This is a genomic window from Azospirillum sp. A1-3, from assembly GCF_023806445.1.
GTDB lineage: Bacteria > Pseudomonadota > Alphaproteobacteria > Azospirillales > Azospirillaceae > Azospirillum.
Genome location: NZ_JAMSLU010000001.1, coordinates 1,470,506 through 1,495,435, shown reverse-complemented (window position 1 = coordinate 1,495,435; position 24,930 = coordinate 1,470,506). Strand labels below are relative to the sequence as shown.

Genomic DNA, 24,930 nt, shown 5'->3' with positions numbered 1-24,930 from the left:
AGGATCAGCCCTCCTTCGTCTCGGTGCCGAGCTCGCCGCTCAGCGCCTTCAGCTCGTCGGTGTTCTGCAGCACGCGCTCCAGCAGACCTTCCAGCTCCTCCGAGCGGTCGGCCTTGCTCAGCAGGTCGCGCAGCTGGTTGCGGGTCTCCAGCAGCTTGCGCAGCGGCTCGACCTGCTGGACGACGCGGCCCGGCTCGAAATCCTCCATCGACTTGAAGGCGAGATCGACCGACAGCTGGGTGCCGTCGTCGGCCAGGGTGTTGTCGACCTTCATCTTCAGGCCGGGCGTCATGCGGGCCATGACGTCGTTGAAGTTGTCGCGGTCGATCTGAATGAACTTGCGGTCCTTCAGCGGCTTCAGCGGCTCGGTCGGATCGCCCGAGAAGTCGCCGAGGACGCCCACGACGAAGGGCAGCTCCTTGACGACGGTCGCGCCTTCGGTCTCGACGTCGTAGGTGATGTGGACGCGGGGCTTGCGCACGCGATCCAGCTTCTGGTGGATACTCGCCATGTGATCGGACCTCCCTGCTCACGCCGTAGGATAGGCGATGATCGTCAATACCCGGATTGTTCTGCCGGCGGCGGCGCCTTGGCGCCGGACGCGATGAAGAACTGCCGCCGCGTTTCCTCGTCGGTGATGAGCTCCAGCAGGAGCTCCTGCAACGACATGCGGCCGCGGCGGACCACCTCCTCCAGCGTGTAGGAGATGGGGGAATGGGGTTCCGTCTTGCGGAAGAAATCGGCGACCTGCAAGAGGACCTTGAAGGCCTCCTCGCGCGTTGCAACGGCCCCGCTGGCCTGGACCTTCGCCGTCGCGGCCACGGCACCGCCGCCGGCCGCCACCAGCTCGGTCGATCCCGAGGGGCTGTCGGCCGCCGCCGGCTCGTCGCCGGACAGGGTCGCCAAACGGTCGCGCGCGGCGTAATTCACCGCGTCCAGCGCCGCCGCCAGCACGTTGCGGATGTTGCCGGCGGGCGGCGAGTCGTAGCCGGCCTTGTCGTAGAGGATCTTGCCCAGCGCCTCGAACTCGTCGATGGCGCCCTGGATGTCCTCGACGAGCGTCTTGAATTCCGACGCCGGCGTCTCGCGCACGCTCTGCTCGAACTGTTCCCAGGTGACGGCGCCGTTGTCGATTCGCGCCTGCCGGCGCGCCTCGTCGGTGATCTTCGCCAGCTCCACCGCCTGCTCGTACTGCCAGAGCGAATAGGGGATGTCCCCCATCGTCAGCGGCACCTTGCGGATCGGCTGGATCAGCGTGCCGTCGGCCGATTCGCCATTCAGTCCGGTCAGCGGACCGACGCGGGTGGCGATGCCGTCCTCGTCCGGGGCGGGATACAGCCCGTCCCAGAACCGCTCCACCAGGCCGCGGGCCAACGCGAAGCCATCACGCAGGCCGGCATAGCCCTCCGCCCGCAGCAGCGCCTCGATGAACCAGGCGGTGACCTCCAGGTCCTTGGCCTGGGTGCGCAGGATTCTGGGGCTGACCTCCAGGATGGTGCGCCATTCCGGCAGCAGCCCGCCGGCATCGTCCTCCACATCCATGGAGCGTTCCGCGGCGCGGGCGGCGCTGCGCGCATCCTTTACCGTGTAGTAGTCGGCCGAGGCATTCTCGCGCAGGTCGATTCCGGACTCGGATTCACCTTCGATCGGCTGCAGAAGCTCTTCAATGTCGAAAATTTGCGGTGACGCCATGTTAAGGAGAACACCCTTTCCGCATTCATATGAAAGAAGCAATAGCCGACCGCCGGCGCTCCCGCCAGTTTGGGAGTAAGCGTTCAAGCCGCAAAATTGATAGCGTTACTTACAACGGTTCGACAAGGCTATTCGTCATGGCGGCCCTGGACGAACGAAATATTGCAATTGCGTAACAAATTAGCCGCTGGGCTAGCCCGACAAGCTTGACGAAACGCAATTGCGGATGAATGCTGCCGGTCTGACGTCGGAACGAAGCCCCTCGGGATGCCTTTTGCGATGACTCCTGGCGCCAACCCGTACAACCCGCAAGGCATCGCCATCGGCCTGCCGGCCGACGTGGCCGTGCCCGAGGAGACCGGCATGCCTGTGCTGGTGGAAAAGCGCGACCCCTCCGGCCGGCTGCTGGCGCGGGTCGGCATCGCCGCGGGGGTGCTGGAGGGACCGTGCCTCTTCTTCGCGGAGGATGGCGAGACGGTGGTGTCGCGGATGATGTTCCGCGCCGGCCGCCCGCTTCTGCCGCAATCGCCGGGCGTCCCGTCGCCCTTCCTGTCCGGCTGCCCGGTGGCTGCCGGCGAATCGCCGTTCTGACCGGCCGGAGTCACCAGGATGCCGCCCGCTGCCCGCCTCGGCGACCTGATCAAGCAGGACACGCCGCACTGCCACGCACCGATCCACCCGCCGGCCCCGGTGCCGGCGCCGGCACCCCATCCGGGCCTGCCGCTGGCGATCATCCTGGGCAGTCCGACGGTGCTGATCGGCAAGATGCCGGCGGCGCGGCTGACCGACATCTCCGCCCCCTGCGTGCTGCCCGGCTGCATTCCCGCCGGTCCCGGCATGATTTCGCAAGGGTCGGGCACCGTTCTCATCAACAGCCTGCCGGCTGCCCGGATCAACGACATGACCGCACACACCAGCTGCGTCGCCCCGATCCCCGCACCGGTCGGCAAGGTGCTGCCGCCCGGCTGCCCCACCGTCATCATCGGCGGCTGACCGCATGCGCCTCGGCCATTTCGAGAGTCTGCGCCCGGTCTGCCCGCGCTGCCTCGCCACCCGCGGAGCCGCGGTGCCGTTGGCGCTGGGCATGGTGGAGCAGGCGACGTCGGAGGATGTGCGCTGGGGCACGCTGGTGTGCGGCGACGACGCCTGCGCCATGGAATATCCCATCGTCGACGGCGTTCCGATCCTGGTTCCCGACCTGCGCGGCTGGATGGCGGCCAACGGCCATCTGCTGACCACGCGCACCGACCTGCCAGCGGCGATGGAGGGTGTGCTGGGCGATGGCTTCGGCCCCGACAGCGCCTTCAATGCCACGCGCCAGCACCTGTCCAGCTATGGCTGGGACCATTACGGCGACCTCGACCCCGCGACGCCGCCGGGCGAGGCGGGGTCGGTGGTGCGCTGTCTTGACGCCGGGCTGGAGCGCCTGGGCGCGCTGCCGGCCGGGCCGGTGCTGGATCTCGGCTGCGGCGCCGGACGGACCAGCTTCGAACTGGCGGGCCGGACCGGTGGCCTCGTGGTCGGGCTCGACCTGCACTGGCCGCTGCTGATGCTGGCGCGGCGGGTGATGGAGCGGGGGGAGGCGGTCTTTCCGCTGCGCCGCTCCGGCATCGCCTATGACCGCCGACGGATTGAAGCCCGGTTCGCCGCGGCAGAGCGGGTCGATTTCTGGATCGGCGATGCGCTGTTCCCGCCTTTCGCCCCGCGCGGTTTTGCGCTGGTCGCGGCGATGAACGTGCTTGATTGCGTGGCTTCGCCGCCGGCGCTTCTGCACGCCATCGACGGGGCGGTTGCGGACGGAGGCGGCGCGATTCTGGCGACACCCTTCGACTGGTCAACCCAGGCGACGCCGGTGGAGGCCTGGCTCGGCGGCCATTCCCAGCGCGGCGACGATGCCGGCCGCTGCGAAGCGGTGCTGGCACGGCTTCTGACGCCGGGGGGCCATCCGCAATCGGTCGCGAGGCTGCACGCTCAAGGAGAGCCGGTCGATGTTCCTTGGACAGTGCGTATGCATGACCGCGCATTCATGCAATATATGACGAATTTGACCATGTTACGCGCATGTCCCGAGAAAGATGCTGGAAAGTTTCATTCGGCTTGAGAAGCATTGCTGTGGATTTTTCGAAATAGCTTGGCCAGAGTTCGCGGTACAGCCACAGGACGAACCGGCCGGCCGGTTGAGATGGAGCGGACGCCAAGGGCGCTCTGCCCGCATGGGTTGAAGATACGAAAGCACGAGAAGGGGGTGGAGCCATGGTGGCGGTCGATCTGCAGAGCATGATTTCCCGGCTGAATCCTCTGTGCCGGCGGGCGCTGGAGGCGGCGGCCGGACAGACGCTGTCGCGCACGCATTACAATTGCGAGATCGAGCACTGGCTTCTCCAGCTGATCGGTGCCGCGGACGGCGACATCTCCGCCATCCTGCGCGTCTACGAGATCGACGCCGGCCGGCTGTCGGCCGACCTGACGCGGGTGCTGGACAAGCTGAAGACCGGCAACAGCCGCGCCCCTGCGCTGTCGCCCAACCTCGTCCAGCTGATGCGCGAGGCGTGGGTGCTGGCCTCCCTGCAATATGGCGAGGGGGCGGTGCGCTCCGGCCATCTGCTGACGGCCCTGCTGTCCGACGAATCGCTGTCGGCCCAGGCGCGCGACATGTCCGGCCAGTTCGCGAAGATCACCGCCGAGGCTCTGCGCCGCGACTTGGCCCGCATCGTCGCCGACACGGCGGAGGCGCGGACCAGCGCCCCGGTCGCGGCTGCCGGTGGCGGTGCCGCCGCGGCGTCGGCCGGTGGTGCGCCGAAGGCGGGCGGGGCGACCCCCAACCTCGACCAGTACACCATCGACCTGACCGACCGCGCCAAGAACGGCAAGATCGATCCGGTTCTGGGCCGCGACGCCGAGATCCGCCAGATCATCGACGTGCTGACCCGCCGCCGCCAGAACAACCCGATCCTGACCGGCGAGGCCGGCGTGGGCAAGACGGCGGTGGTGGAGGGCTTCGCGCTGCGCATCGCCGCCGGCGACGTGCCGCCCGACCTGCGCAACGTCCGACTGCTGTCGCTCGACCTCGGCCTGCTGCAGGCCGGCGCCGGCATGAAGGGCGAGTTCGAGAATCGGCTGAAGGGCGTCATCGACGAGGTGAAGGGTTCCAGCCAGCCCATCATCATGTTCATCGACGAGGCGCACACCCTGATCGGCGCCGGCGGGCAGGCCGGCCAGAACGATGCCGCCAACCTGCTGAAGCCCGCCCTGGCGCGCGGCGAGATGCGCACCATCGCTGCCACCACCTGGGCCGAATACAAGAAGTATTTCGAAAAGGACCCGGCGCTGACCCGCCGCTTCCAGGTGGTGAAGGTGGAGGAACCGGCGGAGCCGGTCGCCGTCGACATGATGCGCGGCCTGACCGCCACGCTTGAGAAGCACCACAAGGTCCGCATCGTCACCGAGGGGCTGATCGAATCGGTTCGCCTGTCCAGCCGCTACATCCCGGCGCGCCAGCTGCCCGACAAGGCGGTCAGCCTGCTCGACACCGCCTGCGCCCGCGTGGCGATGAGCCAGACCGCGACGCCGCCGGCCATCGAGGACCGCCGCCGCACCATCCAGCTGACCGAGACCGAGGTCGCGATCCTGGAGCGCGAGGAGGCCATCGGCATCGACCATGCCGAACTGCTCGCCGCGCTGAAGGACAAGATTGCCGCCACCCAGGCCGACCTTGAGGCGCTGGAGACGCGCTGGACCAAGGAACTGGAACTGGTCAAGGCGATCAACGAGACGCGTGACCAGCTGGTCGCCGCGCACGAGCAGGCCAAGGCCCCGGCCGCCGAGGGCGCAGCTCCTGCCGAGCCGCTCGACGCCGAGGCGCTGAACGCCAAGTTGAGCGCGCTGACCGCCGAGCTGACCGCGCTGCAGGGCGAGGATCCGCTGGTCAAGGTCGCGGTGGACGGGCAGGCGGTGGCCGAGGTGGTCGCCAACTGGACCGGCGTGCCGGTCGGCCGCATGGTCTCCAACGAAATCAAGACCATCCTGTCGCTCGCCGACCGCATGAAGGAGCGGATCATCGGTCAGGACCACGCGCTGGACGCCATCGCCCAGGCGATGTGGACCAGCCGGGCCAAGCTGACCGACCCGCGCAAGCCGATCGGCGTCTTCCTGATGGTCGGCACCTCGGGCGTCGGCAAGACCGAGACGGCGCTGACCCTGGCCGACCTGATCTATGGCGGCGAGCAGAACGTCACCACCATCAACATGACCGAGTACAAGGAGGAGCATAAGGTCTCCCTGCTGCTCGGTTCGCCTCCCGGCTATGTCGGCTTCGGCGAGGGTGGCGTCCTGACCGAGGCGGTGCGCCGCCGGCCTTACAGCGTCGTGCTGCTGGACGAGCTGGAGAAGGCACACCCCGGCGTGCAGGACATCTTCTTCCAGGTGTTCGACAAGGGCACGATCAAGGACGGCGAAGGCCGCGACATCGACTTCAAGAACACCGTCATCATCATGACGTCGAATGCCGGCACCGACCTGATCCACAAGCTGTGCGCCGATCCGGAGACCGCGCCGGACGCCGACGGGCTGCTGGAGGCGCTGCATCCGGAACTGCAGAAGAGCTTCAAGCCGGCCTTCCTCGGCCGCTGCACGGTCATCCCCTACTTCCAGTTGTCCGACGAGAATCTGGCGAAGATTGTGGTCCTGCAGTTGAACCGCATCGCCAAGCGGGTGGTGCAGAACTACAAGGCCGCCTTCTCCTACTCCGACGATCTGGTGCAGAGCATCGTCAGCCGCTGCCAGGAGGTGTCGAGCGGTGCCCGCAACATCGAGACCATCCTGAGCCGCACGCTGCTGCCGGAGATCTCGTCCCGCATCCTCGCCCGCATGGGCGACGGCGAACCGATCACCCGCGTCCACGTCTCGGTCGATGGCGAAGACCGCTTCGTCTACGACATCGCCTGACACATCCGGAAGCGGGAGAGCCGGGGCGGGCGCGAGAAAAAACAGGCGGGCGGTGACGCCCGTCACAGCACCCGCCTCAATTCTTTCGTAACCATACTGCACAGATCAAGCTTACCCGTTAAGACCGACCTTCAAGAGAGAGCGAGGAGACCAACATGGCGATCTACATCAAGTACGAAGGCATCGACGGCGAGGCCACGCACGAGACCCACAAGAAGTGGCTGGACGTCGGTTCGCTGCAGTGGGGCGTCGGCCGCGCCATCAGCACCCCGTCGGGCTCGACCGCCAACCGCGAGGCGTCGGAGCCGTCGGTGTCGGAAGTGACCATCACCAAGCTGATGGACAGCTCCTCGCCGAAGTTCTTCGTCGAATCCTGCACCGGCGCCATCGGCAAGAAGGTGCAGATCCACCTCGTCACCACTGGCAGCCCGGGCAACACCTATGCCGAGTACACCCTGACCAACGCCCTGGTCTCGGCCTACTCGATGTCGTCGGGCGGCGACCGTCCGTCGGAGTCGATCTCCATCAGCTTCACCAAGATGGAGTACAAGTTCATCCCGTACGACGACAAGAACAAGGCCGGCACGCCGATCTCGGTCTCCTACGACCTGTCGACGACCAAGAGCGCCTAAAGCTCAGCGCGGGTCTTGCCCCCACCCTAACCCTCCCCCGCTGGGCGGGGGAGGGGATAACTCCCTCCCCTGCGAAGCGGGGGAGGGTAGGGGTGGGGGCAATGCCTTTTCAGATCAATATCTTCCCAACAAATAGGACCAAGCCCGCATGTCGGATGCGCCCACCATCTCGCAGACCGGCCGGCTTCTGTCGTTGACCTCGCCGTTGGGCGCGGACGTGCTGATCCCGGTGGCCGTCGAGGGGGAGGAAGGGCTGTCGCGCCTGTTCCGCTACACCATCACGATGATCTCTCCGCGGATGACGATCGCGCCGGCCGACATCCTGGGAAAGTCGCTGACCCTGTCCATCGCGCGCAAGGGCGGCGATCCCCGCATCGTCAACGGCATCGTCAGCAGCTTTTCCGCCGGGCCGCTGGCCCTGCGCGGCTATCGCCAATACACCGCCGAGATCGTGCCGACCCTGTGGCTGGCCACGCTGCGCTCCGACTGCCAGGTCTTCCAGGAGAAGAGCGTCGTCCAGATCGTCGACGCCATGCTGTCCGACTGCGGCGTGACCGAGGTGAAGAAGCAGGGCCTGTCCGGCACCCACAACGCCCGGCCGGTCTGCGTCCAGTACCGCGAGACCCATTTCGACTTCATCGCCCGCCTGCTGCAGGACGAGGGCATCTATTTCTATTTCCAGCACGAGGCCGGCAAGCACACCCTGGTGCTGAGCGACAGCGCGTCCGGCTACACCGACTGCCTGGACAAGGATGTCATCCACGCCACCTCGGTGCAGGGCAACACGCTGGCCATCGACGGCTGGGCGCATTCGCAATCCTACGTGTCCGGAAAATGGACGCTGAAGGACTATAATTTCGAGACGCCCAGCACCGACCTGACCGCCACCACCACCACGGTGCTCAGCGTTCCCGCCTTCAAGTCGCACGAGATGTTCGGCTATCCCGGCGGCCATATGGTGAAGGCCGACGGCACCACCCTGTCGCGCCTGCGCATGGAGGAGACGGAGACCGGATACGAGCGGGTGGAGGGCAGCGCCACCTACCGCGGCCTGTTCGCCGGCGGCAAGATCTCGATGACCGGCCATGCGGTGACGGCCGAGGTCGGCAAGGGCTATGTCCTCACAGAACTGGCGTTGAGCGCCCAGGACCAGAGCCATCTGGGCAACGGTGGCGTTCCGCCGTCCTTCTCCTGCCGCTTCGCCGCGATCCCCGACGCCACCGTGTTCCGCCCGCCGCCGGTGCCGCGCCCGCGCACCCATGGGCCGGACACCGCGACCGTGGTCGGCCCCAGCGGCGAGGAGATCTATTGCGATAAGTACGGCCGGGTGCGGGTGCAGTTCCATTGGGACCGCAAGGGCACCAACGACGAGAAGAGCTTCGTCTGGCTGCGCGTCGCCCAGACCATGGCCGGCAAGAACTGGGGCACCATCTTCACCCCGCGCGTCGGCATGGAGGTGCTGGTCGATTACATCGGCGGCGATCCCGACCGGCCCCTGATCGTCGGCTGCGTCTACAACGCGGAAAACATGCCGCCCTACACGCTGCCCGACAACAAGACGCAGAGCGGCATCAAGACGCGCTCCAGCAAGGGCGGCGATACGGCCACCTTCAACGAGCTGCGTTTCGAGGACAAGAAGGACGCGGAGGAGATCTACTTCCACGCCCAGAAGGACTTCACCCGGATGGTGGAGAACGACGACACGCTGACCGTCGATCACGACCAGACCATCACCATCAAGAACAACCGCACCGAAACGGTGTCGGAAGGGAACGAGTCGGTCACCATCGCCAAGGGCAACCGCAGCGTCACCGTGTCGGAAGGCAACGACAGCCACGAGGTGTCGACCGGCAACCAGTCCCTGACGGTGGGGGAGGGCAACCGGACCGTCACCGTCAGCAAGGGCAACGACACCCACACGGTCAGCCAGGGCAACCGGACGGTGGAGGTCGGGCAGGGCAACGACAGCCTCACCGTCGGCCAGGGCAACATGGCGATCGACGTGAAGCAGGGCGACTATGCGCTGAAGCTAGGGCTGGGCGATGTGTCGGTGAAGGCCAGCACCGGCAAGATCACCATGGAGGCGACGACCTCCATCGAACTGAAGGTCGGCGGCAACAGCGTCAAGATCGACCAGACTGGCGTCACCGTCAAAGGCCTGATGGTCAAGGTCACCGGCGACAGCCAGGTGCAGATCAAGGGTGCGATGACGCAGCTGAACGGCGACGCGATGGTCCAGGTCAAGGGCGGCGTGGTAACCATCAATTGACGAAACACCGTCCAGAGTGGGGCGGTCTTCACAAGCGGGGTTTGGGACGGTGGACATCGGGTTGTTGCCGAAGTTGCGCTTCGCCCGCGCGGCCGAAGCGGTCGCGGGGCTGGACCTGTCGGCGGAGGCGAAGGCGCTGTTCGCGCCGAACGCCCCGACATCCGCCTACCTGAAGGCGCTGATCGACGCCGAGCTGTATGCGGACGCCATCCGTCTGCTGGGCATGGCGCTGCCGCGGCGCGAGGCGGTGTGGTGGGGCTGTCTGGCCGCTCGTGGCGCGCTTCCTCCTGAACCGGCGCCTGCCGACGGGGCCGCGCTGGAGGCGGCGGAGGCCTGGGTCTTCCGCCCGACGGAGGAGAACCGCCGCGCCTGTTTCGCCCCCGCAGAAGCGATGAATTTCGAGACGGCCTGCGCCAATGCCGCCATGGCCGCCTTCTGGTCCGGCGGCAGCCTCGCTCCGCCCGATGCGGCGGTGGTGGTGCCGCCGGGTGACGGGCTGACCGGCACCGCCGCCGCCGCCGCGGTGCTGCTCGCCGCCGCCGCGGTGCCGAAGGAGATCAAGGCTCGACATCGCGCGTCGCTGGCCCAGGCGCTGGACATCGCCAATGGCGGCAGCGGCAAGGTGGGGGCGTGATCCGATGAAGCTTCGCCTGACCCTGATCCAATGTCCGCCATCGCAGGGCGCCGATATCGCACGAGATCTCGGCACCGGCCGGCTGGTGATCGGCCGCGGCCCCGATTGCGACTGGATACTGAACGACCCGGAACGGACGCTGTCCAAGATCCACTGCATGGTGGAGTTCAAGGGCGGCGTCTACATCGTCATCGACAGCTCGACCAACGGCGTCTTCCTCAACGACGCGCCGGCCCCGATCGGCCGCGGCAATTCCGCCGTGGTGGGGGAGGGCGACCGGCTGCGACTGGGCGGCTTCGTCATGCGCGCCGGCTTCGCCGCGGAAGAGGCGCCGGCCGCCAACGATCCCTTCCTGGCGGTGCTGCGCGGCTCCGACACCCCGACGCAGACGGCGCAGGCGGCGGAGGACGACCCCTTCGCCGTGCCGGCCTTCAACAGCGGCGCGGTGCCGGTGATGCCGATCCCGGAAGACGAGGATCTGTTCGGCGACCTGCCGCGTGCCGACGACCGATGGAGCGACAAGCCGTCCGGCGGTTGGCAGCCGACGGCTGCTGCGGCGCAGCCCGACGCCTACGGCCGCGATGCCGACTGGGCCGGCGCGGCCCAGCGCGATTTCTCGCCGGACAGCCTCGGCACCATCCGCGTGGCACCCGAACCGCCGGCCTTCGACCAGGGAAGCGGCGGCGGAACCGGTGGACCGTCGATCCCGGACGACTGGCTGGACGATCCGGTCGATCTGCCGCCGGCCCAGCCCTCCCCGACGGCAATGCCGGCCTTGCCCTCCGCATCGCCACCGCAGCCCCAAGCGGACAGCCTTCCGCCGGAGGATTGGGCGGACGATCCGCTGGTGCCGCCCGCCTTCGGCGCGCGGCCGGCGCCCTCCGCGCTGCCGGCCGCTGACACCGGCTTTGAATCCGGCTTCGCGTCCGGCCCCGGTTCCGATCCCCTGGCCCGCGCACTGGCCGACGTCGTGCTGTCGCTGGTTCGGCGGCAGGCGGCGCTGGAATCGCTGCTCGGCCTCGATCCGGAGGACACGCTGGCGCAGGGGAATTCGCCCCTGCTCCGTGCGGCGGACGCCGACGATGCGCTGGCCCGGCTGCGTGCCCTGCCGCCCGCCGAGGCGGAGGCGCTGCTGCAGTCGGCCGCGGCCGACGGCGCCGCCCACCAGTCGGCCCTGCTGGCGGCGGTGCGCGAGCTGACCGGCGAGACCGCTGACGGCGGCGCCCGGCTGGCGGCGCTTTACCGTCGGCTCCTGCCCATCCACCGTCACGCGCTCGGCGGCTGACGGCGGAGGACGACCCATGACGACGACCACCAGCCTGCAAGAGGGAAAGCGCCCATGAGTTGGGACGACAAGGTCATCTGGTCCGAAGGCATGTTCCTGCGGGCGCAGCATTTCCAGCAGCAGGACCGCTATGTGGAACGGCTGGTGCGCGGCCGGGTGGCGGGCTTGCGTCCCTTCGCCTGGGGCATCAGCGAACTGACGATCAACCGCGAGCTTCTGGCCGTAGGCAAGTTTGCCGTGCTGCGCTGCAAGGGCATCCTGGAGGATGGGACGCCGATCAACATCCCCGACGACGACGATCCGCCGCCGCCGCTCGACCTGCCGGAAACGCTGGCGAACAGCATCGTCTATCTGGCCCTGCCGGTGCGCCAGCGCGGCGGCGTCGAGTTCGAGGTGGGCGAGAGTGCCGATGCGGCCACCCGCTATGTCGGCGAGGAGACGGAGACCGTCGACGCCATCGCCGGCTCGGCCAGCGTGTCGCGCATCCGCACCGGGCGGCTGCGCCTGCGCTACCGGCTGGAACGGCAGGAGCGGGCCGGCTACCATTGCCTCGGCCTCGCCCGCATCCAGGAGGTGCGGTCGGACCGCCGGGCCACGCTGGACGACCGCTACATCCCGCCGACCCTGAACGTCCAGGCGCTGGCCCCGCTGGCCGGCTACGTCACCGAAATCCAGGGCCTGCTGAACAGCCGGTCGGAGGCGCTGGCCGCCCGCGTCGCCGGGTCCAACGGGCGCGGCGCCGGCGAGATGGCCGATTTCCTGATGCTTCAGGTCGCCAACCGCTCCGAACCGCTGTTCGCCAACATCGCCCGCATGCCCGACATCCATCCGGAACGGCTGCACGGCATGATGCTGTCGCTGGCCGGCGAACTGGCCACCTTCACCGCGGTCAACAAGCGGCCGCCTGGGTTCCCGCCCTATCGGCACGACGACCTGCAGGCTACGATGGAGCCGGTGATGGCGGAGATCCGCCGCTCGCTCAGCGCGGTGCTGGAACAGACCGCCATCCCCATCGACCTGCTGGAACGCAAATACGGCATCCGCGTCGGCACCATCGCCGACCGCTCGCTCATCACCACCGCCACCTTCGTGCTGGCGGTGCGGGCGGACATGCCGGGCGAGGCGCTGCGCCGCAACTTCCCGGCGCTGGTCAAGATCGGTCCGGTCGAACAAATCCGCGAGCTGGTCAATGTCCAGTTGCCCGGCATCCGAGTAAGACCGCTGCCCGTCGCACCCCGGCAACTGCCCTATCATGCCGGGGCCGTGTATTTCGAACTCGAACGCGGTAGCCCGATTTGGAAACAGCTTGCAACATCGGGCGGAATCGCGGTTCATCTAGCGGGTGACTTCCCCCAAGTGGCGATGGAGCTTTGGGCGATCCGTGGCTGATGTATCACCAATTCATCGTGTAGGGTTGCGATGAGGCTCGGCGGCGTGCTGGCCTTGCGCACGGGCGCCGTCATCGCCGCGACGGTGGCGACGGCCGTTCTGCTATCCGTCGCCCTGTCCGGGCTGAAATTCGAGCAGAAGCTGCGCGAGGTCACGACGTCCCGCCTGACGGTGGTGGCGGACGAGATGAGGCGCCGGGTCGAATACGGGCTGACGCTGGGGCTCGATCTGTCCGAACTGGTCGATCTGCAGGCGCAAGCCGAACGCGCCGCCTCCGGCGAGGAGATCCTCGGGGTGGAGGTGGTGGACGATCGTGGCATCGTGCTGTTCGCGTCCGACCGCAACAGCGTCGGCGGTCCCAGCCCGGTCCATTGGAGTGAGGATCCCGGAAGCACGCTGCGCCAGCGCGTCGACGGCGACGTGCTGGTGATCGGCACCGGCGTGCGCAACAGCTTCGGCCAGACGGTGGGCGAGGTGATCCTGCGCTCGTCCCTCACCGGCCTGAAGGCGCGGGTCGCCGCGGTCGAAGGCGGGCTGCGCTTCGGAACCCTGGTCCTGGTGCTGATCGCTGCGCTTGCGACCTTCGCCGCCGTCTTCGTCGTCGTCCGCCAGGGCGGCGGTCGCCGTGGACTGGCCGCCGGCGCGGCACCCCTGGGTGTGGTGCGCGACCGTCTGAACCATGGCATCGCCGACGCCGACCGCGCCATCGAGGACCTGGAGCGGGAGCTGGATGCGATGGCTCCCCTCGGCACTTCATCGGTGAACATGGCATCGCCGATGCCGAAAGGGGCCGTGCCATGACCGGAAAAGGACAATCCAGCGCCGCGAAGGCCGCGCCGGCCCGGCAGCGCGACCCGATCAGTGCGCTGGTGCTGCGGCTGACCATCGTTACGGTGGCGGTCTTGCTCGTGGCGGCGGGGGCGGCGTCCTGGCTGTCGCTGCGCAGCTTCGACCCGCTGTTCCAGCCTGAACTCGCGCGCAAGGCGCAGACAGTCGGCGGCCTGCTGGCGGCGCAGATCGACCGCGGCCTCGGCGTCCGCATTCCGCTGGACCGCATGGCCGGCCTCGACGCCCTGCTGGCGGCCGAGGTCGATCGCCACGACGACATCGCCTACATCGCGGTCACCGATCCTGCCGGACGCATCGTGGCGACGGCGGGCAAGCCGCTCGCCGGGCTGTCGTCCGTGCCGGCCGGCCAGCTGTCCGGCCCCGCCGACGGACGGCTGGTGAGCGGCTTCGTCGATGTCGAGAACCCGCTGGGCGGGACCGGCGCTGCGGCCGGCGCGCTGCATGTCGGCATCGACAGCGCCTTCCTGGCGAAGGCCTCCACCGATCTGGCGCTCGACGTGCTGTCGGTGGTCATCGTCTCCGTCCTGCTGATCTTCGAAGTGCTGCAGCTGGTGGTGAATCTCGCCATGCGGCGGGTGCTGACCCTGCGGCTGCTGGCCGACCGGGCGGAAGAGGGCGATTTCCGCGCCACCCTGCCGGTGATCGCCGAACCTGCCGGAACGCAGGCCGCCGGCGCCAATGACGACCGCGCGCTGGAAGGCGGCGTTCGTGCGGCGCTCGACAGCGTCAACGCCCGCCATGCCGGCCTCGCCGCGCGGGTGGCGGAACTGCGGCACCGGCTGGGCAATGACGATCCGCGGGTCGACCGGGCCGAGGCCGGACTGGCCGCGCTCGCCGGCCGATTCCGCTTCCGCGATCCGCAGTCCGCGACCCCGCCGCCGACACCGCTGAACCTCGTGTTCCTGCGTCTGCCGGTCTTCCTGTTCTGCCTGTCGGAAGAGCTGTCGCGCCCCTTCCTGCCGGCCTATGCCAAATCCTTCGCCGGCGAGGTGCCGTGGCTGACGCCGGACATGGTGGTCAGCCTGCCGATCACGCTGTTCATGCTGATCTGGGCGCTGTCGCAGCCGGGCGGGGCACGCTTTTCCGAACGCTGGGGCCGGGCGCGCTCCTTCACCATCGGGGCGCTGCTGGGCTCCGTCAGCCTGGCGCTGACCGCCTATGCCGGCTCGCTGTTCGAGCTGATGCTGTGGCGCTGCCTGACCGCGCTCGGCTATGGGCTGGTGCTCATCACTGCGCAGGGCATCGTGGTGGACCACACCACACCGCGCAACCGGGCGGCGGGCATGGCGATGTTCATCGGCGCCCTGCTGGCGGCCGGCGTCTGCGGCCCGGTCGGCGGCGGCATCATCGCCGATCAGGCGGGCTTCCGCGCCACCTTCCTGCTGGGCGCGGTCCTGGCGCTGGGCTCCGGCCTGTCGGTCAGCCTGCTGCTCCTGCGTGGCCGCTCGGCGGCGCGTCCGGCCGGCGCGGCCCCGCGTCCGGCGATGGGCAGCGCGCTGCCGCTGTTCCGCGATTTCCGCTTCTCCGCCCTGATGGTGCTGAGCGCGATCCCGACCAAGATCGCCTCCACCGCCTTCCTCTTCTGCCTCGTGCCGCTTCTGCTGACCGCCGACGGCGCCACCAAGGCGGAGATCGGCCGGGTGCAGATGATGTATTTCGTCGCCTTCATCCTGGTGTCGCCGCTGGCCGCCAGCCTGTCCGACCGCTGGCAGGCGCGGCGCGGCTTCATCGCCGCCGGCGGCATCGGCACGCTGGCCAGTTGCCTGCCCATCGTCGCCACCCAGGCGTTGTGGGGGCCGCCGCTGGCCATCGCCCTGTTCGGGCTGTCCCAGGCGCTGGTCGGCGCGCCACAGCTGACGTTGGTCTCGCAGATCGCCCGCGAGGGCGGCCTGCAGGAGACCGCGGCCATCGGCTGGTACCGTCTGATCGAGCGGCTCGGCGGCGCGCTCGGCCCCGTCACCGCGATGGCGGTGGCGGTCGCCACCTCCTACCGGGAGGCGATGCTTGGCATCGGCCTTCTGTGCGGGGCGAGCGCCCTGCTGTTCTGGATTCTCTTCCGCACCGGCCGGCCGGCCACCCCAGCGACCCGGCCGCAGGAGGCTTGACCGCGATGAGCGCGAACTTCTTCGACGAGGACGACCTCCTCCGCATCCGCCGCCGTTCGCTGCTGCGTCTGGCCGCCGCCGGCGGGCTGGCGCTGCCGGGCCTGCCGCTGGCCGGCAACGCGCTGATCGGGTCGGCGCTCGCCGCCACGGTGCCGGACAAGACCTTCCGAATCACCATGGTGCTGGGCCGCGGCGAGAGCGACAACGAATACGGCTTCAAGGACTATCTGGCGCGCCGCGGCCTGAAGGTCGACTACACCATCCGCAACACCGGCGGCGACACCGCCAAGCTGCCGGGCATCATCGAAGAGATAAAGGACACCCGCCCCGATCTGATCTACAGCTGGGGCACGCCGCAGACCCGTGGCCTCATCGGTCCCTTCGACCAGCCCGATCCGCGCAAATACGTCACCGACATCCCGGTCGTCTTCACCTTCGTCGCCGCCCCGGTGGACGCGAAGATCGTGCCCGACCTCGCCCGTTCGGGGCGCAACGTCACCGGCACCATCCACATCGCCCCCATCGCGGTCCAGCTGAACACCATCCAGGCCTATCGCCCGATCAAGCGGCTGGGCGTCGTCTACAACCCGCAGGAGCGCAACTCCGTCCTCACCATCGAGGGGTTGCGGGCGGAGACGGCCCTGCGCGGGCTTGAGCTGATCGAGGAGGCGGTGCCCCTGAACGACCGGGGCGAGCCGATCTCCGCCGCGGTTCCCGACGCCATCGCCCGTGCGGCGCAGCGCGGAGCGGAGATGCTGTATATCGGCCCCGACACCTTCATCGCGTTCCACAACCGCAGCGTCGTGGCGGCGGAGGCGTTGCGCCTGCATCTGCCGACCTTCTCCGTCACCGAACTGATCGTGCGCACCGACAAGGCGATGCTGGCGCTGGCGAGCAGCGCCTACGGCATCGGCCGCTTCACCGCCTTCAAGGCGGCGCAAATCCTGCTGGACGGCGTCAAGCCGGCCGAAATCCCGGTGGAAACGCTGAAGCGCTTCTCCGTCATCATCAACATGGCCACGGTGCGGGCACTGGAATATTACCCGCCCATCGGCCTCCTGAACTTCGCGGAAATCATCGAATCGTGAGTGGCGAATTATGAGCGTCCTGCCCCCCGTCCCCCTGCCGTTCGGCGCGATCCCCCTGCGCGGCGACGCCGCGCGCGCGGTCGCCGCCGTCCGCCTGCGGGCGCTGGCCGCCGACCTGCCGGACGGGCTGACCGTCCGCATGATGGACCTGGACGATTCCAACCTGCTCGCCGACTTCCGCGTCCGCGTGGTGGCGACGCTGGAGGACCCCGACCATTACCGCATGGCGGGCGAGGTCGGGAACTTCGTCACCGACCATCTCGGCGACCGCGGCCTGACCGCCGGCATCTTCCGCAAGGGCGCTCTGGTCGCCTACGGCGCGCTGGGCCTGCCGTCGGCCGCCGATCCCAACCGGGGCCGCGACCTCGACCTGCCGGAAGCGGAGCTGCCCTGGGTCGCGCACATGTCATCGGCGATGGTCGATCCGTCGGAGCGCGGGCGCGGCCTGCATCACCGCCTGATCGACTGGCGGATCGAGGTGGCGGAGGCGCTCGGCCGCCGGCATCTCGTCACAACCGTCAGCACGCGCAATCACCGCAGCTGGGGTCATCTGGCGCGGCACGGCATCTATCCGAAGCGGCTGGTCCGCGTCGGCGGCGATCTGGTGCGGCTGCTGGTCCACCGCGACTTCACCGCCGACCCGATTTTCGACACCGCCAGCGCCGAACTGGTCGCGGTGGAGGAACTGGCCTCCCGCTGGGACGTGTTCGACCGCGGCCATGTCTGGGGCCGCGTCGCGGCGGGCGAGGGTGCGTCGCAACGCTGGTACGCACTGTGCGGCCGGGAACGCGATTCGCGCTGATTGGGCCGCGCTGATCGAGCGCTGATCGGCAGACGGCCGGAGGGAGAAAACCGGGATGGGATCGGGCAGTTTCGGGGCGCGGCTGGCGGCGTTCGTGGCGGTGGCGGTGTTCGTCGCCGGCCTGTCGGCCGTCGTGCTGTGGACGCGCGAACAGGCGCGCCGCCTGGACGAGGCCGTGTCCTCCCAGGTCGGCTTCGTGCTGAGCGAGGCGAAGACGTCGCTTGAAACCCAGCTGAATCTCGGCCTGGCGTTGGGCGACCTGCCGCAGGTCGATGTGCTGCTGGCCCGCGCCCGCGCCGCCCTTCCCGGCATCCAGTCCGTTGCCGTTCTCGACGAGGCCGGCACCATTCTCTTCTCCACCAACGCGGTGGAGGTGGGGGAGGCGCTGCCGCCCCGCCCGGCATCGGCCTCTGACAGCCCCGGCGGCCCCAATCGCCCCGACGGCGACGTCAGCGGCTTCTGGTCGGAGGTGCGCGGGGCCGAGCGGGTCTATGGCGTCGGTCTTGCCACCAGCTTCGACACCGCAGCCGGCAGCGTCCTGGTGCGCATGCCGTCCGGCGCGATGGCCGAGCCGATGCGCCACTATGCCCTGACCCTGTCCATCGGCGCGGTTCTGATCGTGCTGCCGCTGGCCCTGGTCGGCTGGCTGGCCGGGCTGGGGATCGCCGCCGGGCCGCGCCGGTCTCTGGCGGATCTCGCCGCCGCACTGGAAGGATTGGGGGAGGGCGCGACGGCTCTTCCCGCCCCTTCCGCCACCCGTTCCACCGCCCAGGCACTCGGCCTGCCGGCACCCGCCTTCACCGAAGCGGTACGGCGGCGCCTGACCATCCTCGACGAGGCGGAGCGCGAAGTCGCCCGCCTGGACGAACTCGCATGACATCCCGCAGCCATCGCTCCTTCATGCTCGGCATTCCGGCCGTCATCCTGCTGGCGGCGGCGCTGGCGATGGCCGGGGTCGGGCTTCTCGGCACCTGGCTGGCGCAGGACCAGCTGGGCGAGGCCCGCGCCGCCAAGGCCGCCGCGGTGGCGGAGGCGGTTCAGCACGATCTGGAGCGCGCCATCGGCTACGGCATTCCGCTTCCGCGGATCGAGGGGGTTGGCGCCTTTCTCCAGGGCATCGCCGACCGCAACCCGGACATCGGCTTCCTGGCGCTGACCGGCGCCGACGGTGCGCTTCTCCAGTCGGCGGCCACCGGCGGCTCTCTTCCCGACCGCAAGCAGATGGAGACGCTGGCCGCCTCGCTGCGCAGCCTGCCGACGCCCGAGACCCGCGCCGCGACCCTCCAGCCGATCGAGCGCGACGGCTTCCTGATCCTGCGCCTGCCGGTGCGCATCGGCCGCCTGTCCTCGGAAGGCGGCGGCGGTGGGGTGGGGCAGCCGCCCGCCGGCCATGTGCTGGTTGGCGTGCAGCCCGGTCAGGTGCGCGGCCAGATCGCCGGCGAGCTGGCGACCGTGGCGCTGGGCGGTCTGGCGATCCTGCTGCTGCTGGCCGAACTGGCCGGCGTGCTGGCCCGCGCCAGCTTCCGCGCGCCGCTGCGCCGGCTGGCCCGCGCGATGGAGGAGGCCGCGGCCGGCCGTTTCGCCACGCTGCTCGGCCGCCGTCCGCGCGATCAGGTCGGCCGTCTGCTCTTCTCCTTCAACGCCGTGGTCTTTGGCCTTCACGAGCGCCGCCAACGCTTCGCCGCCCATGCAGAAGAGGTTCGCGCCGCCGTCTTCGACCCGGAGGTCGCCGAGGCCGTCGACCGCACCCGCCGCTCCGCACTGGAGGCGCTCGGCTCCGGCCTGGAAGCCGCTCCCCGGCGCGAGGTCGATTCCCGCGCCGACGACATCCATTCCTTCGCCCTGCTGGCGGCGTCCGCCGCAGCGATGTTGGCGATGGGCTCCGGGGCGGGCGCCGAGGCGGGCGCCGGGGACCCGTCCGGCGGTATGCTCGCCGCTCTGCCGGCGGTGGCGCTGGCCGGTCTGGTCGCTGGTTACGCGGTCCCCACCCGGCTGCGCCGGATCGCCGCTCTGCTGACCGCGCTGCTTCTGCTGGCGGCGGCCGTCGTGGCGATTGCCGCACTTTCGACGTCAGCTCTGGCCTCCGGCTTGCTCGGTGCGGGGTCGGGAGGCTTCGCCGCCGGGTTGGCGCTGTCCTATGTACGGCGGCAGACCGGGGACGGTGGTCTTCCATCGATCCTGCGGGCGCTGGCGGTCGGCGTCCTGGCCGCGCTGCTGTGGGCGGTGGCGGTCGATTGGGACGGCGGCTTGCTTGCCGCGTCGGCCCTGCTTCCCGCCGGGTTGGCCCTGCTGCTGGCGCGGCCCATCGTTGTTCCGCGGAGCTGAGAGGCCCCCATGCTGCTCCAGACCCGCATCATCCTGTTCGTGCTCGCCACCGTCACCATCGTGGCCGGCCTGCTTCTCGGTTTCGCCGCCCTGCGCGAGGACGCCGCCGACGAGCGCGCGCGCGAGCTGGAACTGGCACGGCTCGAAACCTCCTGGCAGCTCGCCGTTTCGGGTGCTGTCGGCCGCATCGACCAGGGCCTCGGCCGGCTGGCCGGCGACGCCGAGATCGCCCGTGCGGTCGAGGTGGAGGAGCGCGGCGCGCTCGACCGCCGGGTCGCCGCGCTCGGGATTCTCGCCGCCCCCGCCACCGGCGGCATCACCGACATCAACCTGCTGTCGAAGTCGGGCGACCTGCTCTACAGCAGCGATCCGGCCTTCGATCCGGCGCCTCTGCTCAATCGCGGCGCGCTCGACGCCATCCTGTCCGGGCAGAAGCTGGCGCGCGGCGTCCGTCTGGTCGATGGCGAGCGTCTGGTGGTGGTGGCCGGCGTGCCGATCTATGCCGGAACCGGAGCCGGCGGCGGTGCGGGCAGCGGGGCCGGCGTCACCGGTGCGGCGGTGGCCGGCCTGGACTTCGTCGCTGCGCTCGACGTGCTGCGGCGGACCACCGGCGGGCGCGTCTTCGCCGTCAGCCGCAGCGGTGTGGCGCTGGATGGCGAGACCGATCCGCTGTGGCCGGCGATCAAGCCGCTGGTCCGCCCGGCGGAGCGCAGCATCACCCATGTCGCCGACGGCGGGCGCCGCTACGCGCTGGCCAGCCTGCCGGTGGCCGATCTCGCCGGCGGCCGCGTCGCCACCGTGCTGATCGCCACCGACGTCACCCAGGCGGTGGAGGAGCAGGCGCTGTGGTCAGTCGCTTATGTCGCGGCGGTCGGGCTGGTGCTGCTGGGCGCGCTGGGGTTGCTCTACGGCTTCCTGCGGCGGAACTTCTCCACGCTCGACGGGGCGGTGAAGGCGCTGCAGGACCTCTCGCACGGCCGGTCCATGGGCTATGTCGAGCTGCCGGCCGGCAATGACGAAATCGGCCGCATCGCCGGCGCGGTGGAGGTCTTCCGCGGCGTGATGCGCGAGATCGAACGCAGCGCCGGCCAGCGCGAGCGCCGCCTGCGCCGCCAGCAGCGCTTCATCCGCCGCCAGATGGAGGCGCTGGCCGTCACGCTGGAGGAGGATGCCCGCCAGACCCTGCTGGAGGAGCTTCGCCAGATCGAGGCCGAGACCCACGATGCCCAGTCCTCGCAATCGAAGGGGGTGGGCGACGAGCTTGGCCTGCTGGCGCTGGGCTTCTCCCGTCTGGCGACGCGGGTCAGCACCCAGCAGGTGCAGCTGACCCAGATGGTGCGCGACCTGCGCGAGGCCCTGGAGGACAAGCGCCGCCTCATCAGCCTGCAGCAGGAGCTGGAAATCGCCCGCACCATGCAGCTGACCATCCTGCCCCAGGTCTTCCCCGATCTGGCCGAGCTGGACATCGCGGCGCGCATGATCCCGGCCAAGGAGGTCGGCGGCGATTTCTACGACTTCTTCCCGATTTCCGAGCATAAGGTGGCGCTGGTCATCGCCGACGTGTCGGGCAAGGGCATCCCGGCCGCCTTCTTCATGCTGATCACCCGCACGATGCTGCGCGCCATCGCCGAATCGGGCGTCGGCCCGGCGGAGACGATGCGGCGGGTCAACAACCTGCTGGCGGCGGAGAACGAACAGATGATGTTCGTCACCGTCTTCTATGGCGAGCTGGACCTGCGCACCGGCGTGCTGGCCTATTCCAACGGCGGCCACAACCCGCCGCTGCGCATGACCGCGTCCGGCGCGGTGAAGGAGCTGGAGCGCACCCCCGGCATCGCGCTCGCCGCCATGCCTGACATGCCCTTCGGCGAGAAGAGCGTCATGCTCGACACCGGCGACATGGTCTTCCTGTTCACCGACGGCGTCACCGAGGCCTTCAACGGCGAGGAGGTGATGTACGGTGACCCCCGCCTTGCCGCCGCGGTCGCCGGCCAGTCCAGCGCGTCCGCCCGCGATGGGCTGGACGGGGTGCTGACCGATGTGGCCCGCTTCACCGCCGGCGCGCCGCAGTCCGACGACATCACCTGTCTCGTCCTGCGCTGGCGCGGGGCGGCGGACGCTCCGGTGTCCGCCCTGGCGGCGCTGTCCGATCCGGTTGCCTGACGGCGGCGTTCGGGAGGAATCGTCCGCCGCACCGCGAATGCGTCGTCGGGCGTCCACCGACATGGTATAAGCACCAACGTGGTAAGACGAGGCGAGGGCAGGGTATGAACATCACCGAACAGTCGGTCAACGGCGTCACCGTTCTGCGGGCGGAGGGGCGGATCGACAGCGGCAATGCCGGCGAATTCGAATCGGCTCTGCTGTCGGCCATCGGCGCCGAAGGCACGCGGCTTGTTGTCGATATGGCCCAGCTTTCCTACATCAGTTCTGCCGGGCTTCGTTGCCTGCTGGTCGCCGCCAAGGCGGCACGGACGAAGCGCGGCTCGATCGCCCTTTCAGCCATGGCGCCGCACATCCGCGAGGTGTTCGACGTCAGCGGCTTCTCGTCCCTGTTCGAGATCCACGCCGACGCGGCTGCGGCGGTTGCGGCTCTCGGCGGGTGAGGGGATAAGGGGCGGGCTTCCGCCGGTCGTTGCCGGCTTTTCGATAAGGCGGTTCCCAAAAGGAACCGGGTGTATGATGGGAAGTGCCATTCGGCCCAACATCCTGGTCGTGGAGGATTCTCCGGCCGTCCGCCTATCCGTCGCCGGCTATCTGGAAGGGCGCGGTTTCGAGGTGACCGAGGCGGAGAACGGACGCGCGGCCATCCGCGCGCTCGACCGTCGCAGCTTCGACCTGATCGTCACCGATGTGCTGATGCCGGAGGTCGACGGGATCGAACTCATCAAGGCTGCCCGCAGTGCTCAGCCCGACGTGAAGATCCTGGCCATGTCCGGCGGTGCGCCCAACATGCCGGCCGGCTATCTGCTGAAGATGACGCGCATGTTCAATGCGGACGAGATCATCTACAAGCCCTTCCTCAATGAAGAGTTGGGGGCCGCGGTTGCCCGTCTGCTCGACCAGCCGCTGAGAAATTAAGCAGATCGACACGTCTGCCCAATAATGGGGCGCAAAAGAAAACGGCTTCGGTGCATGAAGCGCCGAAGCCGCAAGTGATGCGTGGAACCAACCGCTCTGCACCACGCAAGCGCCGTGCCAGAACTCTCGGGATCGCCGGGGGCCGGCCGCTGAAAATCCGGAACGCCGTTTGACCGCTCCTGTTGTTCGGGGAAGGACGGGCGCGCCCACGCCTTTCGTGGCGCGACGCCCGCACTCCAAGAATCCGGAAAAGAGGGAGCCGACCACGATGGCGCAGTACGAGAATCGGTGGCGGGGCGAAGGCCGCGACTGGCGTGACGACGACCGGGAGCCGAACCGGCATCGCGACTGGGGCGAGGGACCGCAGCGCACCGGCGTCTATGGCCAGGACGACGACCGCCGTCACGAAAGCATGTATCGCACGCAGGCCCACCGCCACCAGGACGACCAGGGCCACAGCTACCGCGACGCCGGCTATGGCGGGCGCGTCGGCAACGAATCCGGCGGCTACGGCCGCGAGTCATATTCCGACAGCGACGACCGCCGCGGCGATACCTCCCGCGAGATGGAGCGGGTCTATGACCGCAGCTTCGGCGGTGGACGTGACATGAGCCGCGGCGGCTACGGCGCCGGCTATGGCGGGCGGTCCGGGTCAAGCGGTTATGGCGGCTATGCCGGCGCCGGCAATGCTGGGACCGAGGGCAATTACACCAACCGCGACGTCGGCAACGCCGATTACCGCGACCGCGATTACGGCGTGCGCCCCTATGGCGAGGGCGACCGTGGCGTGCGTGGCCGCGGCTCGCTCGGCTATGGCGGCCGGGAGTATGGCGAACGTGACCGCGATTACGGCTCACGCGGCTATGGTTCCCAGAGCAGCGGCTATGGCGGCGGCTACGAAGCCGGCCGCGACCGTGGCGATTGGGAGCGTGGCGACTGGAGCCGGCGCGATTTCGGCGGCAGTTCCTCCACCAGCTATGGCGGCGGCCAAGGCGGCGGCTACGAGCGTGACGACCGCAACCGTTCCTGGGGCGAGGACCGCGGCAGCATGTTCCGTGGCGGGCAAAGCCGTAGCGACTATGGCGGCGGCTACGCCGACGACCGGTACGAGCGCCGGGGCGACGACCGTGGCCGGAACCGTGATCGCGGCTTCTGGGAACAGGCCGGCGACGAAATCGCCTCCTGGTTCGGTGACGACGATGCCGAGCGGCGCCGCCGCGAGGACGAACGCCGTGCTTCCCAGCATCGCGGCCGTGGCCCTCGCGGCTACAGCCGTTCCGACGAGCGCGTGCGCGAGGATGTCAGCGACCGCCTGACCGACGACGCCTATGTCGACGCCTCCGACATCGAGGTGACGGTCAGCGGTGGTGAGGTGACGCTGACCGGCATGGTGCCCGACCGCCACACCAAGCGCCGGGCCGAGGATGTGGCCGAATCGGTGTCCGGCGTGTCGCACGTGCAGAACAACCTGCGCGTCCGCAGCCAAACCGGAAACCAGAGCGCCACCGGCTGGGGCAGTTCCACCGGCGCCGGCGCCTCCGCCATGGCGACCGCGGGCGGCGGCACCACCTCCACGTCGATGTCCGGGACCACCGGCGGCCATCAGGGCTCCGACACCACCAGGGCCGGCACCGCCGGCGGGCTCGGCGTGGGCACCGGCGCCAACACCGGCTCGGCCTCGCCGACCAGCACGGGGACCGGCGCCGGCACCAGTGGCGGTCCGGCCGGAGCCTCGGCGGGCACCGGGTCGATGGCCGGTTCGACCACCGGCGTGACCGGCTCCACCGGCACCGGCCGTTCCCCCGCCACCCGGAGCTGACCGGAAGGCATCGCCT

21 protein-coding genes are annotated in these 24,930 nt (G+C 69.4%); 19 read left to right on the top strand and 2 right to left on the bottom strand.

Annotated features, from left to right (window positions below):
* Positions 1–4: 4 nt before the first annotated feature.
* Together tssB and tssA are read right to left on the bottom strand one after the other, a co-directional pair.
* The gene (tssB, locus tag M5E06_RS07070; RefSeq protein ID WP_085089690.1) at positions 5–511 is read right to left on the bottom strand and encodes a type VI secretion system contractile sheath small subunit; all 507 of its coding nucleotides are present in this window, start codon (positions 509–511) and stop codon (positions 5–7) included.
* Positions 512–555: 44 nt separating this feature from the next.
* Positions 556–1,692, bottom strand: coding sequence for a type VI secretion system protein TssA (tssA, locus tag M5E06_RS07065; RefSeq protein WP_252137649.1), 1,137 nt, complete (start codon positions 1,690–1,692; stop codon positions 556–558).
* A gap of 279 nt (positions 1,693–1,971) precedes the next feature.
* Here tssA and M5E06_RS07060 point away from each other — a divergent pair, with 279 nt between their 5' ends.
* The 19 genes from M5E06_RS07060 (at position 1,972) to M5E06_RS35480 (ending at position 24,914) form a co-directional block, all read left to right on the top strand.
* Entirely contained in the window at positions 1,972–2,283 is a 312-nt protein-coding gene (locus tag M5E06_RS07060; RefSeq protein WP_109073051.1) for a hypothetical protein, read from the top strand.
* Between the two features lie 18 nt (positions 2,284–2,301).
* Positions 2,302–2,685, top strand: a complete 384-nt coding sequence (locus M5E06_RS07055; RefSeq protein ID WP_085089687.1) for a PAAR domain-containing protein — start codon at positions 2,302–2,304, stop codon at positions 2,683–2,685.
* Between the two features lie 4 nt (positions 2,686–2,689).
* A complete protein-coding gene (locus tag M5E06_RS07050) occupies positions 2,690–3,793 on the top strand; it encodes a class I SAM-dependent methyltransferase (protein ID WP_252137648.1) in 1,104 nt (367 codons plus the stop codon).
* A 152-nt stretch (positions 3,794–3,945) separates the two neighbouring features.
* Positions 3,946–6,636: a type VI secretion system ATPase TssH gene (tssH, locus tag M5E06_RS07045; protein WP_252137647.1), complete on the top strand. Its 2,691-nt coding sequence runs from the start codon at positions 3,946–3,948 to the stop codon at positions 6,634–6,636.
* Between the two features lie 155 nt (positions 6,637–6,791).
* Positions 6,792–7,268 (top strand): Hcp family type VI secretion system effector, encoded by a 477-nt coding sequence (locus tag M5E06_RS07040; RefSeq protein WP_085089684.1) that lies wholly within the window; start codon positions 6,792–6,794, stop codon positions 7,266–7,268.
* Between the two features lie 148 nt (positions 7,269–7,416).
* Positions 7,417–9,537, top strand: coding sequence for a type VI secretion system Vgr family protein (locus tag M5E06_RS07035; protein ID WP_252137646.1), 2,121 nt, complete (start codon positions 7,417–7,419; stop codon positions 9,535–9,537).
* A gap of 64 nt (positions 9,538–9,601) precedes the next feature.
* A complete protein-coding gene (locus M5E06_RS07030) occupies positions 9,602–10,171 on the top strand; it encodes a DUF6931 family protein (RefSeq protein ID WP_247870529.1) in 570 nt (189 codons plus the stop codon).
* Positions 10,172–10,175: 4 nt separating this feature from the next.
* Positions 10,176–11,456 (top strand): FHA domain-containing protein, encoded by a 1,281-nt coding sequence (locus M5E06_RS35485; protein ID WP_286208631.1) that lies wholly within the window; start codon positions 10,176–10,178, stop codon positions 11,454–11,456.
* Between the two features lie 54 nt (positions 11,457–11,510).
* Positions 11,511–12,845, top strand: a complete 1,335-nt coding sequence (gene tssK, locus M5E06_RS07020) for a type VI secretion system baseplate subunit TssK (protein WP_252137645.1) — start codon at positions 11,511–11,513, stop codon at positions 12,843–12,845.
* A 30-nt stretch (positions 12,846–12,875) separates the two neighbouring features.
* Positions 12,876–13,646 carry a hypothetical protein gene (locus M5E06_RS07015; protein WP_252137644.1) on the top strand — a complete coding sequence of 257 codons (771 nt, stop codon included), beginning with the start codon at positions 12,876–12,878 and terminating at the stop codon, positions 13,644–13,646.
* Complete coding sequence (locus tag M5E06_RS07010) at positions 13,643–15,799, top strand: MFS transporter (RefSeq protein WP_252137643.1); 2,157 nt, start codon at positions 13,643–13,645, stop codon at positions 15,797–15,799. Before M5E06_RS07015 ends, M5E06_RS07010 begins: the two co-directional genes overlap by 4 nt.
* A gap of 5 nt (positions 15,800–15,804) precedes the next feature.
* Complete coding sequence (locus M5E06_RS07005) at positions 15,805–16,887, top strand: ABC transporter substrate-binding protein (RefSeq protein WP_252137642.1); 1,083 nt, start codon at positions 15,805–15,807, stop codon at positions 16,885–16,887.
* Between the two features lie 10 nt (positions 16,888–16,897).
* Positions 16,898–17,689 carry a GNAT family N-acetyltransferase gene (locus M5E06_RS07000; protein ID WP_252137641.1) on the top strand — a complete coding sequence of 264 codons (792 nt, stop codon included), beginning with the start codon at positions 16,898–16,900 and terminating at the stop codon, positions 17,687–17,689.
* 55 nt (positions 17,690–17,744) lie between these two features.
* Complete coding sequence (locus M5E06_RS06995; protein WP_252137640.1) at positions 17,745–18,566, top strand: hypothetical protein; 822 nt, start codon at positions 17,745–17,747, stop codon at positions 18,564–18,566.
* Positions 18,563–20,014 carry a HAMP domain-containing sensor histidine kinase gene (locus M5E06_RS06990; RefSeq protein WP_252137639.1) on the top strand — a complete coding sequence of 484 codons (1,452 nt, stop codon included), beginning with the start codon at positions 18,563–18,565 and terminating at the stop codon, positions 20,012–20,014. The genes M5E06_RS06995 and M5E06_RS06990 overlap by 4 nt, the downstream gene beginning before the upstream one ends.
* A 9-nt stretch (positions 20,015–20,023) precedes the next feature.
* Positions 20,024–22,177, top strand: a complete 2,154-nt coding sequence (locus tag M5E06_RS06985; RefSeq protein WP_252137638.1) for a PP2C family protein-serine/threonine phosphatase — start codon at positions 20,024–20,026, stop codon at positions 22,175–22,177.
* Positions 22,178–22,281: 104 nt separating this feature from the next.
* The gene (locus M5E06_RS06980) at positions 22,282–22,620 is read left to right on the top strand and encodes an STAS domain-containing protein (protein ID WP_085089672.1); all 339 of its coding nucleotides are present in this window, start codon (positions 22,282–22,284) and stop codon (positions 22,618–22,620) included.
* Positions 22,621–22,693: 73 nt separating this feature from the next.
* Positions 22,694–23,095, top strand: a complete 402-nt coding sequence (locus M5E06_RS06975; RefSeq protein ID WP_252137637.1) for a response regulator — start codon at positions 22,694–22,696, stop codon at positions 23,093–23,095.
* Positions 23,096–23,363: 268 nt separating this feature from the next.
* Positions 23,364–24,914: a BON domain-containing protein gene (locus M5E06_RS35480; RefSeq protein WP_286208630.1), complete on the top strand. Its 1,551-nt coding sequence runs from the start codon at positions 23,364–23,366 to the stop codon at positions 24,912–24,914.
* Positions 24,915–24,930 lie beyond the last annotated feature (16 nt).